The following is a 12,751-nucleotide window of genomic DNA, read 5'->3' on the forward strand; positions in this document are numbered from 1 at the left end:
CTATTCCACGCGCAGGTCGTAAGGCATGCGCGCCTGCATGCCCTGCATGTTGCTCACTTTTTTGTAGAGCTTGTAATAGGGGTATAACTCCCCCATCTCGGCTTTGATGGCCATCTCTTTAGCTTCCGCGTTAAAGCCCGTGAACATCTCCTCGAAGAATGACTTGCGGGCAGGCAGCGACTTCAGGCGGTAATCATCCGCGATATTAGCTTTGGCGGCTGCAATGTCAATAGCCTCCTCCAGGCCACCATAGGCATCAACCAGGTTGCGCTGTTTGGCCTCGATGCCCGACCATACCCGGCCAGAGGCATATTCTTTCAACTTGTCCTGGGGCATGTTACGGCCCTGCGCGGCTTTACCGGTAAAGGTTTCGTAAATCTGGTTGATCTGGTTCTGCACAATTTCCTGCTCCTGCGGGCTCAACGGCCGGGTAACTGTTGGCATGTCTGCAAACTTGCCCGTGCTCACATGGTCCACCGTAATGCCGAGTTTGTTGTTGAGGAAGCCCTGCATGTTCGGAATCACACCGAACACGCCGATGCTACCCGTAATGGTGTTCGGGTGCGCGACAATGGTATCGCAACCCATGGCAATGTAATAGCCGCCGGAAGCAGCCACATCAGACATGGAGGCGATGACAGGCTTCTTCTTCTTGGTCAGCTGCACCTCGCGCCAGATCACGTCAGAAGCCAGGGCACTACCACCCGGCGAGCTGATGCGCAGCACCACAGCTTTCACGTTTTCATCCTGCCGCGCGTCGCGCAGGGCCTCGGCAAAGCGAGTGCTGCCAATGTTATCCTCGTCGCCGTCGCCGTCCACAATGTCCCCTTCGGCATAGATTACGGCAATGCGGTTCTTGGATGTGCTGATCTCGGCGGTGTTCTTTACTTTCTTATACTTCGAGAGCTTCACCAGTTCGATCTTATCATCCTCCTTCAAGCCGATCTTATCTTTCATGTAAGTGATGGCCTCATCGTAGTAGCCTACATCCGTGATGAGGTTATACTTCTTGGCGTCTTTCGGGTCGCGCACCAGCAGGTTGTCCTGCACGTTTTTGAGGGTAGCAGCGTCCACGCCACGGGCCTTCGCGATCTGCTTCAGCTGGTAATCGTTGATGGAGTTCAGGAACGAGTTGAGCTGCTCGCGGTTAGCATCGCTGGCCTTCTCCAGGAAAAAGGGCTCCACGGCGCTTTTGTAGGTTCCAACCTTAAAAATCTGGGCTTCAATATCAAGCTTATCGAGCAGGCGCTTGAAGAAGTACATCTCAGAGCTCATCCCGTTAAACTCAATCGTGCCCACCGGGTTCAGGTAGATCTTATCCGAAACCGAGGCGACGTAATAGGCTTTCTCGGTGGCCAGGTCGGTGTAGGAAACCACAAACTTGCCTGACTTCTTAAAGTCGATCAGCTCGTTTCGGATTTCCTCTAACTTTGCCATGCCGGCATCCACAAAAGTCATGTTCAGGAAAATCCCCTTTACGTTCTCATCGGTCTTGGCACGGCGAATGGCCGCCTTGATCTGGTCAAGCCCATCGGTGCTGGTAAGTGAGCCGAAGGAGAAGCCGAGCTCCGCCAGCGGGTTCTCCGGGTCACGCTCCGAAATCTGCTTATCGAGTTTGAGCTCCAGCACAGATCCCTCCTTTACCTTCACTTCATCAGAAGAAGCCGTGCTCGCCGCAATACCGATGAGCAGCAATAGGCTTATAAAAAAGAATACGAGCAGGCCCACAATGGTCGCCAGCACATATTTCAGGAAGCTTAGCATATTAGTTTAGTTAAGAATGACAAAGTATAATTTAAAGGAAAACAGTTGTTCCTATAAGTAAGATGCAAAAATAGCCCAATTTGTTCAGCTACTCCTCACCTTCTCGACCAACTAAGTAATTGTATAGACAAACCTTTTGAATTACGAATTACGAGTTCCGAATTACGGATTATTGTAGAATATATAGGTTGAAGGGTATGGGTATTGCGCCAATACTTTAAGTGAACTGTCCAAGTGAACTGTCCAAGTGAACTGTCCGCTACCATTCTTCCCAATTCGTAATTCGGAACTCGTAACTAATACCTGTATTTCTTGCCCCACTGTGCTTGCAGTTGCTTGCGCATGTCGTTTTCGCGGCCGTTCTTACCTGGCTGGTACAGGGCCGTGTTGCTCAGTTCCTGAGGCATAAACTCCTGCTGCACAAAGTTGCCCTCGTAGTCGTGGGCATATTTATAGTTATTGCCATACCCTATTTCCTTCATCAGCTTGGTCGGGGCATTGCGGATATGCAGTGGTACGGACAGATTGCCGGTTTGCTGCACCAGCGCGCGCGCCTGCTTGATAGCCTTGTACGAGGCATTGCTCTTCGGTGAGGTAGCCAGGTATACGGTGCACTGCGACAGGATGATCTCCGCCTCGGGGTAACCGATCATCTGTACCGCCTGAAAGCAGGAAGTAGCCATTAGCAACGCGTTGGAATTGGCCAACCCGATGTCCTCGGAAGCAGCTATAAGCAAGCGGCGGGCGATAAACTTGGGGTCTTCCCCCCCCTCGATCATGCGGGCCAGCCAGTATACCGCAGCGTTGGGGTCAGAGCCACGGATAGACTTGATGAAGGCCGACACCAGGTCATAGTGCATCTCGCCGCTCTTATCATACATCACGATGTTCTGCTGCGCGACCTGTTGCACCAGTTCGTTTCGAACCACTACTTCCTCACCCTTCACACCCTCCGCCACAATCTCCAGCAGGTTCAGGAGTTTGCGCGCATCACCCCCCGAAATGGTCAGCAGCGCCTCATACTCCTCCACCCGCACGTTCCGGTGGCGCATCCACTCATCTTGTGCCAGCGCCTGGTCTACCAGTTCAATCAGCTCATCCTTCATCAAATGCTTGAGGATGTATACCTGGCAGCGCGACAGCAGGGCCGAAATCACCTCAAACGAGGGGTTCTCGGTGGTGGCACCTACCAGCGTAACGGTTCCCTTCTCCACAGCCCCTAGCAGCGCGTCCTGCTGCGATTTATTAAAGCGGTGAATCTCATCGATGAACAACACGGTGCCCTGCCGTTTTTTGGCCTGTTCAATCACCTCGCGTATGTCTTTTACACCGGAGTTGATGGCGCTCAAGGCTACAAAGGGCACCTTCATTTGATTGGCAATAATGTTAGCCAGCGTGGTTTTGCCTACTCCCGGCGGCCCCCACAAGATCATGGAGGGTATAACGCCGCCCTCGATGTAGCGGCGCAGGATGCCATCTGGCCCTACCAGGTGCTTTTGGCCATAATACTGATCCAGGTTATGCGGACGCATGCGCTCGGCAAGCGGTATGTTCGGATGAATCATCTACTCGTTTTGTTTCTACAAAATGGGTTTAAAACAAAGCTACGAAATTGAAGGCAAAGTGGCAGGCTATCGTTTTTGGGGCTTCACCACTGGGTTTCGCCGGTTCTCTGCTTCCACCTCGCGTTTCACCTCTCGCTTGCTTTGCCTGAGCGCTGGCTCCTCCATCGGGCTCTGGCTTGGGCGCTCATCCCCGAACAACACGCCCCACTGCGCAAAACGCTCGGTACGGTCGAAGATGATTTTGAGCACAGCGATGATGGGCAGCGACAAGAACATCCCGATCACCCCGGCTATCTCGCCGCCCACAATCACCCCGACAATGGTTGCCAGCGCGTTTATCTTAACTTTTGAGCCCACAATGCGGGGCATCAGGATGTTATTGTCCAGAAACTGCACCCCCGCAATCACGCCAAGCACCGTGATGATGGGCCAAAGCTCCGCTGACGAGGCCAGGGTAAGCAACACCCCGATAATGTTGCCGAGCAAAGCGCCCACGTAGGGTATGAGATTTAGAAAAGCGAAAATGATCCCGATGAGCAGGGCGTGCTTGATGCCGATGATCAGCAGGATGCCCCCAAGCAGCACCGTCATGTAACTCACCTGTATCAGGAGGCCGAAAAGGTAACTTTTGATGATAACTTCCATCTCGCGCATCGTTTCGGCCACTTTGCTGTGGTTTTCCTCCGGAAACCAGATAAACACGAAGCGCAGCAACAGGTTTCGGTAAAACATCAGCAGGAAGATATAGATAGGCAGCAGCCCCAGGAAAACAAAAATTCCCGTGATGGATAGCGCCGCCCCGCTCAGCATATTGCCCGCGTAACTCAGGATTCGGTTGCTCTGCTCGCTGATAAAGTTGGTTTGCTCTTCCGTAGACAGGGGTGAGATCTGCTCGATCCAGGCACTGAGCGCGCGCAGATGGCTTGTAACGTTTTTCTGGATGGTTGGGAAGTCCGACACCAGGCTACTGATCTGGTAAGAGAAAAACCAGACGATCAGCCCGACCACCAGGGCCAAGGCAAGCAGGCTGACGCCAATAGCCAGCGTTTCGGGCACGCGCTTTCTCCGCAAAAAACGGAAGAGAGGCAGCAGCATAATGCTCAAGAAGAAGGCCATCAGGAGCGGGGCCAGTAAATCTTTTGCCAATACCAACAGCCATCCCAAAAAGAACAGCCCCATCACCTCGATCGATCTCCGAACGGTGAGTGGTAAATCTTGATACATATTCTCGACAGTTAAATTTGATATTGCCTCTATATACGGTCAGGCGGGAAAAGCACTTACCTTTGCCGCATGAATAAACAATTAAAGGTGCATGCCTCGCTTTTCCTGGTGGCGCTTATCTACGGCAGCAACTACAGCATTGCCAAAGAAGTGATGCCGGTGTACATAGCGCCGTTTGGCCTGATCGTGATCCGGGTAGTGTCGGCGGCGGTGGTTTTCGGGATCTTCTCGCGCCTGGTGGTGAAAGAAAGAATTGTGGGATGGCCGGATAACCTGCGGTCGATTGGCTGCGGCCTGACCGGCATTGCCCTGAACCAGCTTTGCTTTTTCTCGGGGCTTAACCTTACCTCGCCGGTTAACGCGGCCTTGCTGATTGTGATTGTGCCGGTGGTTGTACTCCTCCTCTCGGCTCTCCTGCTGAAAGAGCGGCTGGGTTGGCGCAAACTCACCGGAATTGCGGTGGCCTTTATCGGCGCCCTGCTCTTGATCTATACCTCCCGCGGCGACAGCACGCCGGGGAATATTTACGGTGATATGCTGATTATTGTCAGTGCTGTCGCCTTTGGGTTTTACCTGGTGCTTGTAAAGCCGCTGATGCAAAAGTATACAGCGATCACCATCGTCAGCAGGGTGTTTGCTGTGGGCACCGTGGTGGTGGTACCCTTCGGCTGGTCGCAGCTCACCACCCCTGATTACAGCTCGTTCCCGACTACTATCTGGATGGCTATTGCCTTTTTGGTAATAGCGGTCACCATACTGGCCTACCTACTGAACACCTGGGCGCTTCGGTATGCAAACCCTTCACTAGTGGGTGCCTACATCTACCTGCAACCTGTGCTGGCCATCCTTATCGCCGTAGGCTTTGGCCGCGATATTTTCACGGTGCAAAAAGGCCTCTATGCCCTGCTCATTTTCGTGGGAGTGTACCTAGTCAGCCGTACCAGGCAAAACGTTGGCAAAGCAACTGTGGATTAAAAAACATGTGTAGCAACTGAGCTGATCTGCGCCAAAAAGAAGAGAGTTTCTTCCATCAGAAGATGCCCTTGAGGATAGTATAAAAAGCGTTTGACTTTTAGCATCGCAGGAGCCATAACTCGCAGGGGCTTCGCCCACTAAGAGGTTTGGTAATTAAACGTATCTCAAGACCCTGCAAATCCTGATACTTACAAATGAAAAACCCCTGCCGGTATATGCCGGCAGGGGTTTTTATATAGAGAATACGTAGTTTATACGGTCTTTGTCTTTGGCTTGCTGCTCCAACGTCTGTTGCCACCACCGTTGCTATTGCTGCTAGCCGGTCTTGCTGCACTGGCACCCTCTCTTCTTGGGGCACCACCGCCAGAACCGTTGCGCCGGCCGCCGCCCTTCTTCTGCTGCGCTACTGTGCTGGCCGCCTCGGCAAAGTCCTTGGCAGTCATCGGGTATGGGTGGTTGTCAATTACCGGCACTGACTTAGAGATCAGCTTCTGAATGCTTACCAAATAAGAAGTTTCCTCAGCGTCGCAAAACGAAAGCGCGGTACCACTGGCGCCGGCACGGCCTGTACGGCCAATGCGGTGTACATAGGTTTCCGGCTCATTTGGCAACTCGTAATTGATCACATGGCTCAGATCGTCCACATCGATACCGCGGGCGGCAATGTCTGTGGCAACCAGTACGCGTGTCTGGCTTTTCTTGAAGTTATCCAAGGCACGCACACGCGCATTCTGCGATTTGTTTCCGTGGATGGCCTCTGCCTGCACGCCGGCCTTGCTCATGTCGCGGGCAACGCGGTCGGCACCGTGCTTGGTGCGGGTAAATACCAGCGCTCTGTCAATCTCACCATCTTTCAACAAGTGGATCAACAGGTTTTTCTTATCCGACTTCTTTACATAGTAGACCGCCTGCTTGATGGTATGCGCGGTAGAGGATACCGGCGTTACCTCTACTTTCGCAGGGTTAACCAGAATGGTATCCGCCAGCTTCATAATCTCAGGGGCCATAGTAGCCGAGAAGAACAGCGACTGCTTCTTCTCTGGGAGCACGCGCAGCACTTTCTTCACGTCATTCACAAAGCCCATGTCCAGCATACGGTCTGCTTCATCCAACACGAACATCTCGATCTGATCGAGGTGCACGTATTTTTGCGCCATCAGGTCCAAAAGACGGCCAGGTGTGGCCACCAGGATGTCGATACCAGAGCGCAAGGCATCTGTCTGCGGGCGCTGCGACACACCACCAAAAACAACGGTATGCTTTAAACCGGTATGGCGTCCGTAAGACGTCAGGCTTTCAGCAATCTGCAGCGCCAGCTCACGGGTAGGTGTCAGGATCAAAGCCTTGATCTTGCGGGTGCCGCGCTCGTGCTGTGTATTTTTCTCGGCAAGCAACTGTAGAATCGGAATAGAGAAGGCGGCCGTTTTACCGGTTCCCGTCTGGGCGCAACCCAAAATGTCTCTTTTCTGAAGTATGTAGGGAATTGATTTTGCCTGAATGGGTGTCGGTGTGGTATATCCTTCTGTTTTAAGAGCTTTTAGGATTGGCTCAATGAGGTTAAGATTCTCGAATGTCATTAATTGGTTTTTCAAAAGAAACCGCGCAGCGCCTTGTGCGCTACTTTTGCGGTGAATTGGCCGGAACCTGATGCGTGCCGATAATTGGGGAGTTATCTGCTCGAGGGCCATTCCCGACCTGGTTAATGTTCCTCCAACCCCTAAAACCCGGAGATAGTTCTATGTGGTGGTTGAAGTTTACAAAGATATGAAGTTGCACCGTCAGTTCCTAGAACTCATTTCGCTGGTGGAATTATACCTATTCCCTGTTTAGGGTCTAGGCTCGCCGCCTGTATAAAAGTTACGAATGAGGTATCCTCCGCATTGTGTTTATGTAAAAAAAACAGCAGCTGCCAGTTAAGTACCGGTAGCTGCAGTGTAAAATGGCTGCTTATATCCTGTTCCGGAAATTCCTTAGTAGCCTACTGTAAAGCGCTGGCGCACGTACTGCGGTTCTTCTAGCTCGTTGAGGATGGCTACAGCAAAATCCTGTCGCGATATAGTGCTGTCGCCGCGCTCGTTGAACACGGGGCGCTCAGTGCTGTAGCGGAACTTGCCGGTGCGCTCTCCAGGCTCAATGTTAATGGCAGGGCTTACAAAGGTCCACTCTAGTTCCTGCTCTTCCTCATACACCTTCAGTGAGTCGCGCTGTGCGGCGGCAGGCCCACGCCAGGCATCCGGGAAATCAGGGGTATCCACCAGCTGCACACCCGGCTCGGCATACAGGCTACCGGCCCCGCCTACATTCAGGACCCGCTTCACGCCTGCTGTTCTGGCAGCCTGCAGCACTTTACGGGCCACTTCCACGTGCTGGTTGAAGTCGGTGCCTGGCTCCCAGCCCGGACTGTAGGAAACCACAACGGCATCGTGGCCCTGCAGCAATCCTGTCATCGCTTCAACATTCTGAACATCCCCGCTGCGCACGGACAGGCTCACACTTTCTTCGGTTACTTCTTCAGGGGTTCGGCTGATGGCGGTAACGTTATGCCCCCGGCTAAGCGCCTCCTGCGTAATGCTGGAGCCGATTTTGCCGCTGGCACCAATAATGGCTAAATTCATATTTTAAGTTTCAGGGTTTGACTAGTGTTGTCCGTCGTTTAAACGCTGCACGGGCTGTGCTGTTTCAGTTTTTTTCTCCCGCGAGATGTGCTGCACAATTTTAACGGCATGGTCGCGTGAGTTCTCGATAAACCATACATGTGTGTCCATACCGCCGCAAATCACACCGGCCAGATATACGTTGGGCAGGTTTGTTTCCATGGTCTCGGCATCGTACTGCGGGTAGCGTTTTTCATCCTCTGAGAGCTTGACGCCTATTTTTTCCAGAAAACCGAAGTCCGGTTGGTACCCGGTCATGGCCAGCACAAAGTCATTCTCAATCGTCACTTTGCCATCAGGAGTTTCAATGTCCACCTCGCCATCCCTGATTTCCGTCAGGTTAGACTCAAAATAGCACTTGATCGAACCCTCCTTGATGCGGTTTTCCAGGTCGGGCTTGGTCCAGTACTTGATGCGGCCCAGTTCCGGTTGGCGTACCACCATGGTTACCTCGGCGCCTTTGCGCCAGGTTTCCAGGGCTGCGTCTGCCGAGGAGTTGTTGGCCCCCACCACCACCACTTTCTGCCGGAAATAATAATGCGGGTCCAGGTAATAATGCCGGACTTTGGGCAGGTCCTCGCCGGGGATGTGCAGGATGTTGGGGATGCCGTAAAAGCCTACCGCGATGATGACATGCCGCGCCAGATATTTGCCTTTACTCGTGGTAATGCGGTAAAGCTGATCCTGCTGTGGCTCCATGTGCTGCACCTCCTCAAAGAGGTTGATCTTTAGCTCCTGCGAGTCCGCCACGCGGCGGTAATACTCCATGGCCTCCATGCGGGTAGGCTTCGGGTTGACCGACACAAACGGTATGCCCCCGATCTCCAGCTTTTCGGACGTGGAGAAAAAGGTCATGTTCAGGGGGTAGTTGTAAAGCGAGTTCACGAGCGTGCCCCTGTCTATAATCAGGTAACTCTGCCCTGTCCGTTGGGCCTCCAGCCCGCAGGCCAACCCTATGGGGCCGGCACCGATGATCAATATATCCAGTATGTTTTCCAATTCTATAGCTGCTTAAAGCATCTGCGATGATGCAGTTGTTATAACACCAATGCCAGTTGCAAAGTTTTGCCTCCCTTAGATCTCCCGCTGCAGGACGATCATGCCCCGGTACTCCTCCTTCATGGCTTCAAAGTCGAGGCGGTGGGTGCCGCACGGCACAAAGCCGTTCTGCTCATAGAAGTTTACGGAGCGGCTACTGTCCATGGCTTTGAGCCATACCAGGCGTTTCTGGCGCTGCCGGGCAAAGTCCACTGCAAAGTCCACTGCCTGCCGCCCAATCCCTTTACCGGATGCCTTTTTGGTCAGGTAGATGCGCTCGAGCTCCAGGCTCTCCCTGGCATCTCCGCCTTCCAGGGCCTTATCGATGTTCAGCTTCAGGAAACCGACTAGCTCCTTCTGCATATAAATCATGAAAAAAGCAGCATTGGGGTCTTCCAGTTCCTGTTTCAGGGCTTTGTCGCTAAAGCACTTATCGATGTACCACGCCCCGCCGTCGTGCCAAAGATACAGGTAATGGTCTCCATAAGAGTTCAGGGCAATGTCCTGTAGGGTATGAATATCGGCGGGCGTGCAAGGCACCATCTCCGCAGGTGGGTTTTCGATAGGCATAAGTAGGTATAAAAAGAAGCCGTCTCTAGTGGCTATCAGGCATTTCAGTTCTAATTCGCTACAATTTACGCAATCCCTGAAAAAGGGCAGCCGCAAAAACGCATTCTCTTGTAAGCAATTCGCCTTCAGCACCTCGCATCAAAGACAAGTCATACCTCAACTACTGCCACCTGAGAAACGTAGAAATAAGGTTTTAATCCCATAATAAAATGAAAAGACTAAGTTTAGCAGTGTACATGTTATTGACTGTGTTTCTACTAGGTAGTTGCACAGGCGAGGGCTGGAGCCGCAAAGCGAAGGGGGCCGCCGTGGGTGGTGCCACCGGAGCCGCCGCTGGCGCTGCCGTAGGAGGAACTGAGGGAGCTGTGATAGGGGCCGCTGCCGGAACAGTGGCTGGTGGCGCTATCGGGCGGAAGAAGGACAAGAAGAAAGACAAAAAGCGCTACGAGGGCTATAAAAACGACAAAAGGTAGATAGTGTTCCGTACTAAAAGCAGCGGGGGCGGCAAGTGATACACTTGCCGCCCCCGCTGCTTTTGCTCAATAGGTAAGTTGCCTATGCCATCACCTCATTCAGGTTCGGTAACCGCAACCTGCCAAAGCGGTGCAGGGTTTGCATGTGCGAGCGGATAGCCTGCATGAGTGTTCTGCTCTCGATGTAGGGGATGTTGTATTCTGCGGCAGTCTGCTTCACGATACCCGCAATGGCAGGGTAATGGATATGGCAGATGCGCGGGAACAAGTGGTGCTCGATCTGGAAATTCAGGCCGCCCACGTACCACGACAGCAACTTGCTTTTACGTGAGAAGTTAGCGGTGGTGTTCAGCTGGTGGATAGCCCAGTCATTCTCAATTACGCCCGTCTCGCTTGGCAGCGGATGGCTGGTGCCCTCCACGGTATGCGCTAACTGGAAGATGGTAGACAAAATCACGCCGCCTACAAAGTGCATCAGCAGAAAGCCTAGCAGCACCTCCCAGAAAGGAATGCCGAAAATCAGCGTTGGAGCCACCAGAATGCTAAAAAAGTACAGCACCTTAAACGCGACGATCTTCAGGAAGGCGGTCCTTCTCTTCTCTTTCGACTCTGCGTTCACGCCACTCTTCACAAACCTCGAAAACTGCAAAAAGTCCTTAATTGTCACCCAGTACAGGGTAAGCAAGCCATAAAAGAAGAATGCATAGGCCCATTGCAGCTTGTGGTAAAAACGCACGTTGGTGTGCGGTGAGAATCGCATAAACACCATGTCGTCAATGTCCTCGTCCATCTCCACCACGTTGGTATAGGTATGGTGCAGGATATTATGCTGCAAACGCCAGTTATAGGCAGAGGCCCCCAGCAAATTCACAGAATGCGACATGAGATAATTTATGGTTTTGCTTTTCGAGAAAGCCCCGTGGTTGGCATCGTGCATCACACTCATGGCTACACCCGCCACCCCTATCCCCATCACAAACCATAACCCCAGGCTTATACCCAGATTTGGCGTGAGAGCCAACAATACTACAAACGGAATGATGTAGAGAAGCAGCAGGGAGACGCTTTTGACAAGCATCGTGGAATCGCCTGATTTTGGCAGGTTGTTTTCAGCGAAATAAGCGTCTACGCGTTGCCGCAGTGTTGGGAAAAACAGGCTTTTGTCTTTGTTAACGAATTTAACTTTGCCTTTTAATTTCATTTAATGTAATGTAATGTAAGTAGTATTAATCCCCGGTACAGGTGATTAGCCGTTCCGGAAATATGTTAGGTTATGGCTTTGTATACTGTAATTTTCTGGTCCGGGCTTCAAGAACGGCTACAAAAGTTTTTAAGCAATCGCCTCGTTGATGTTAGGCAGCCGCCCAAAACGGTGCAAGGTAGCAATATGCGAGCGAACCGCCTGCCCAAAAGTTTTATTTTCGAGGTATGGGATCCCGAATTCTTCGGCTGTCTGCTTCACAATGCCCGCAATGGCAGGATAATGCACATGGCAAACGCGCGGGAATAGGTGGTGCTCGATCTGGAAATTCAAGCCGCCCACGTACCACGACAGCCATTTGTTATGGCGGGAGAAATTTACCGTGGTGTGCATTTGGTGGACAGCCCAGTCGTTTTCGATGTTGCCATGGCTATCTGGGCGTGGATGCGAGGTGCCCTCTACGGTATGGGCCAACTGAAAGACCACCGTCAGGATAATGCCAGCCACGAAGTGCATCAGCAGGAAGCCAGCCAGCACCTGCAGGAGCGGAATGCTGAAAAACAGCACCGGTACCACCAGCACCACGAAGAAGTAAAGGGCCTTTATGGCGATGATCTTCAGGAGCATTTTCCTGTTTTCGGCTGCAGAGTTGGCGTTCACGCCGTTCCGGATAAAAAGGCCGTATTGCACAAAATCCTTTGCGATCACCCAATAAAGCGTTAGCAAGCCATAGAAGGCAAAAGCATATACCCACTGCAGTTGATGGAAGAACTTTACTTTGGAATGGGGATTAAAGCGCAGCACCAGACGGTCCTGTATATCCTCGTCCATCTCCACCACATTGGTATAGGTATGGTGCAGGATGTTGTGCTGAAGCTTCCAGTTGAATGAGGAGCCGCCCACCAGATTCAGCGTGTTGCCCATCAGTTCGTTCACGCGCTTGTTCTTCGAAAAAGCCCCGTGGTTGGCATCATGCATCACGCTCATCCCGATGCCCGCCACGCCCAGTCCCATCACAAACCATAGCGCCATACCAGGCAAAAAGGCAGGCTGAAAAGCCAGCAGCACTAGAAAGGGCAGGATGTACACCAACAGCAGCACCGCGCTCTTCACTACCATCGTGCTATTGGCAGTTTTCTGGAGATGGTTCTCGGTAAAGTATGCGTCCACGCGCTTGCGCAGCGTCGCAAAAAAGAGATTCTTATCTTGAGGGATGAATTTGACTTTGCCTTTGAGCTTCATAAAGTGGAATTGTGTGATAATGTGTGATAAAATGAACTCACACAA

General features: G+C 52.3%; 11 protein-coding genes. 2 read left to right on the forward strand and 9 right to left on the reverse strand.

What is annotated here, in order from left to right; genetic code table 11:
- From sppA to ACXYMU_RS12725, 3 genes are all read right to left on the reverse strand, one after another.
- A complete protein-coding gene (gene sppA, locus ACXYMU_RS12715; protein ID WP_458986779.1) occupies positions 1-1,764 on the reverse strand; it encodes a signal peptide peptidase SppA in 1,764 nt (587 codons plus the stop codon).
- A 296-nt stretch (positions 1,765-2,060) separates the two neighbouring features.
- Positions 2,061-3,329 (reverse strand): replication-associated recombination protein A, encoded by a 1,269-nt coding sequence (locus ACXYMU_RS12720; RefSeq protein WP_458986780.1) that lies wholly within the window; start codon positions 3,327-3,329, stop codon positions 2,061-2,063.
- 66 nt (positions 3,330-3,395) lie between these two features.
- Complete coding sequence (locus ACXYMU_RS12725) at positions 3,396-4,553, reverse strand: AI-2E family transporter (RefSeq protein ID WP_458986781.1); 1,158 nt, start codon at positions 4,551-4,553, stop codon at positions 3,396-3,398.
- A 69-nt stretch (positions 4,554-4,622) separates the two neighbouring features.
- Between ACXYMU_RS12725 and ACXYMU_RS12730 the strand changes: the two genes are divergently transcribed.
- Positions 4,623-5,528: a DMT family transporter gene (locus ACXYMU_RS12730; RefSeq protein ID WP_458986782.1), complete on the forward strand. Its 906-nt coding sequence runs from the start codon at positions 4,623-4,625 to the stop codon at positions 5,526-5,528.
- Between the two features lie 251 nt (positions 5,529-5,779).
- Here ACXYMU_RS12730 and ACXYMU_RS12735 read toward each other — a convergent pair whose 3' ends face one another.
- The 4 genes from ACXYMU_RS12735 to ACXYMU_RS12750 all read right to left on the reverse strand — a co-directional run bounded on the left by ACXYMU_RS12735 (position 5,780) and on the right by ACXYMU_RS12750 (position 9,790).
- Positions 5,780-7,105 (reverse strand): DEAD/DEAH box helicase, encoded by a 1,326-nt coding sequence (locus ACXYMU_RS12735; protein ID WP_458986783.1) that lies wholly within the window; start codon positions 7,103-7,105, stop codon positions 5,780-5,782.
- A gap of 393 nt (positions 7,106-7,498) precedes the next feature.
- The gene (locus tag ACXYMU_RS12740) at positions 7,499-8,143 is read right to left on the reverse strand and encodes an NAD(P)-dependent oxidoreductase (RefSeq protein ID WP_458986784.1); all 645 of its coding nucleotides are present in this window, start codon (positions 8,141-8,143) and stop codon (positions 7,499-7,501) included.
- 21 nt (positions 8,144-8,164) lie between these two features.
- Entirely contained in the window at positions 8,165-9,187 is a 1,023-nt protein-coding gene (locus ACXYMU_RS12745) for a YpdA family putative bacillithiol disulfide reductase (protein WP_458986956.1), read from the reverse strand.
- Positions 9,188-9,256: 69 nt separating this feature from the next.
- Positions 9,257-9,790, reverse strand: a complete 534-nt coding sequence (locus ACXYMU_RS12750; protein ID WP_458986785.1) for a GNAT family N-acetyltransferase — start codon at positions 9,788-9,790, stop codon at positions 9,257-9,259.
- Between the two features lie 209 nt (positions 9,791-9,999).
- Between ACXYMU_RS12750 and ACXYMU_RS12755 the strand changes: the two genes are divergently transcribed.
- A complete protein-coding gene (locus tag ACXYMU_RS12755) occupies positions 10,000-10,263 on the forward strand; it encodes a glycine zipper domain-containing protein (protein WP_458986786.1) in 264 nt (87 codons plus the stop codon).
- A gap of 82 nt (positions 10,264-10,345) precedes the next feature.
- Here the strand turns inward: ACXYMU_RS12755 and ACXYMU_RS12760 are convergent, their stop codons facing one another.
- Positions 10,346-11,464, reverse strand: a complete 1,119-nt coding sequence (locus tag ACXYMU_RS12760) for a fatty acid desaturase family protein (protein WP_458986787.1) — start codon at positions 11,462-11,464, stop codon at positions 10,346-10,348.
- Between the two features lie 129 nt (positions 11,465-11,593).
- Positions 11,594-12,706, reverse strand: coding sequence for a fatty acid desaturase family protein (locus ACXYMU_RS12765; RefSeq protein ID WP_458986788.1), 1,113 nt, complete (start codon positions 12,704-12,706; stop codon positions 11,594-11,596).
- Positions 12,707-12,751: the final 45 nt, after the last annotated feature.

Source organism: Pontibacter sp. CAU 1760, assembly GCF_054482735.1.

Excerpts from the sequence above, each read along its gene's own strand:
- ACXYMU_RS12730 (WP_458986782.1), top strand. The coding sequence starts at position 4,623 with ATGAATAAACAATTAAAGGTGCATGCCTCGCTTTTCCTGGTGGCGCTT.
- ACXYMU_RS12750 (WP_458986785.1), bottom strand. The coding sequence starts at position 9,790 with ATGCCTATCGAAAACCCACCTGCGGAGATGGTGCCTTGCACGCCCGCC.
- ACXYMU_RS12735 (WP_458986783.1), bottom strand. The coding sequence starts at position 7,105 with ATGACATTCGAGAATCTTAACCTCATTGAGCCAATCCTAAAAGCTCTT.
- ACXYMU_RS12760 (WP_458986787.1), bottom strand. The coding sequence starts at position 11,464 with ATGAAATTAAAAGGCAAAGTTAAATTCGTTAACAAAGACAAAAGCCTG.
- ACXYMU_RS12740 (WP_458986784.1), bottom strand. The coding sequence starts at position 8,143 with ATGAATTTAGCCATTATTGGTGCCAGCGGCAAAATCGGCTCCAGCATT.
- ACXYMU_RS12755 (WP_458986786.1), top strand. The coding sequence starts at position 10,000 with ATGAAAAGACTAAGTTTAGCAGTGTACATGTTATTGACTGTGTTTCTA.
- ACXYMU_RS12720 (WP_458986780.1), bottom strand. The coding sequence starts at position 3,329 with ATGATTCATCCGAACATACCGCTTGCCGAGCGCATGCGTCCGCATAAC.
- ACXYMU_RS12725 (WP_458986781.1), bottom strand. The coding sequence starts at position 4,553 with ATGTATCAAGATTTACCACTCACCGTTCGGAGATCGATCGAGGTGATG.
- sppA (WP_458986779.1), bottom strand. The coding sequence starts at position 1,764 with ATGCTAAGCTTCCTGAAATATGTGCTGGCGACCATTGTGGGCCTGCTC.
- ACXYMU_RS12765 (WP_458986788.1), bottom strand. The coding sequence starts at position 12,706 with ATGAAGCTCAAAGGCAAAGTCAAATTCATCCCTCAAGATAAGAATCTC.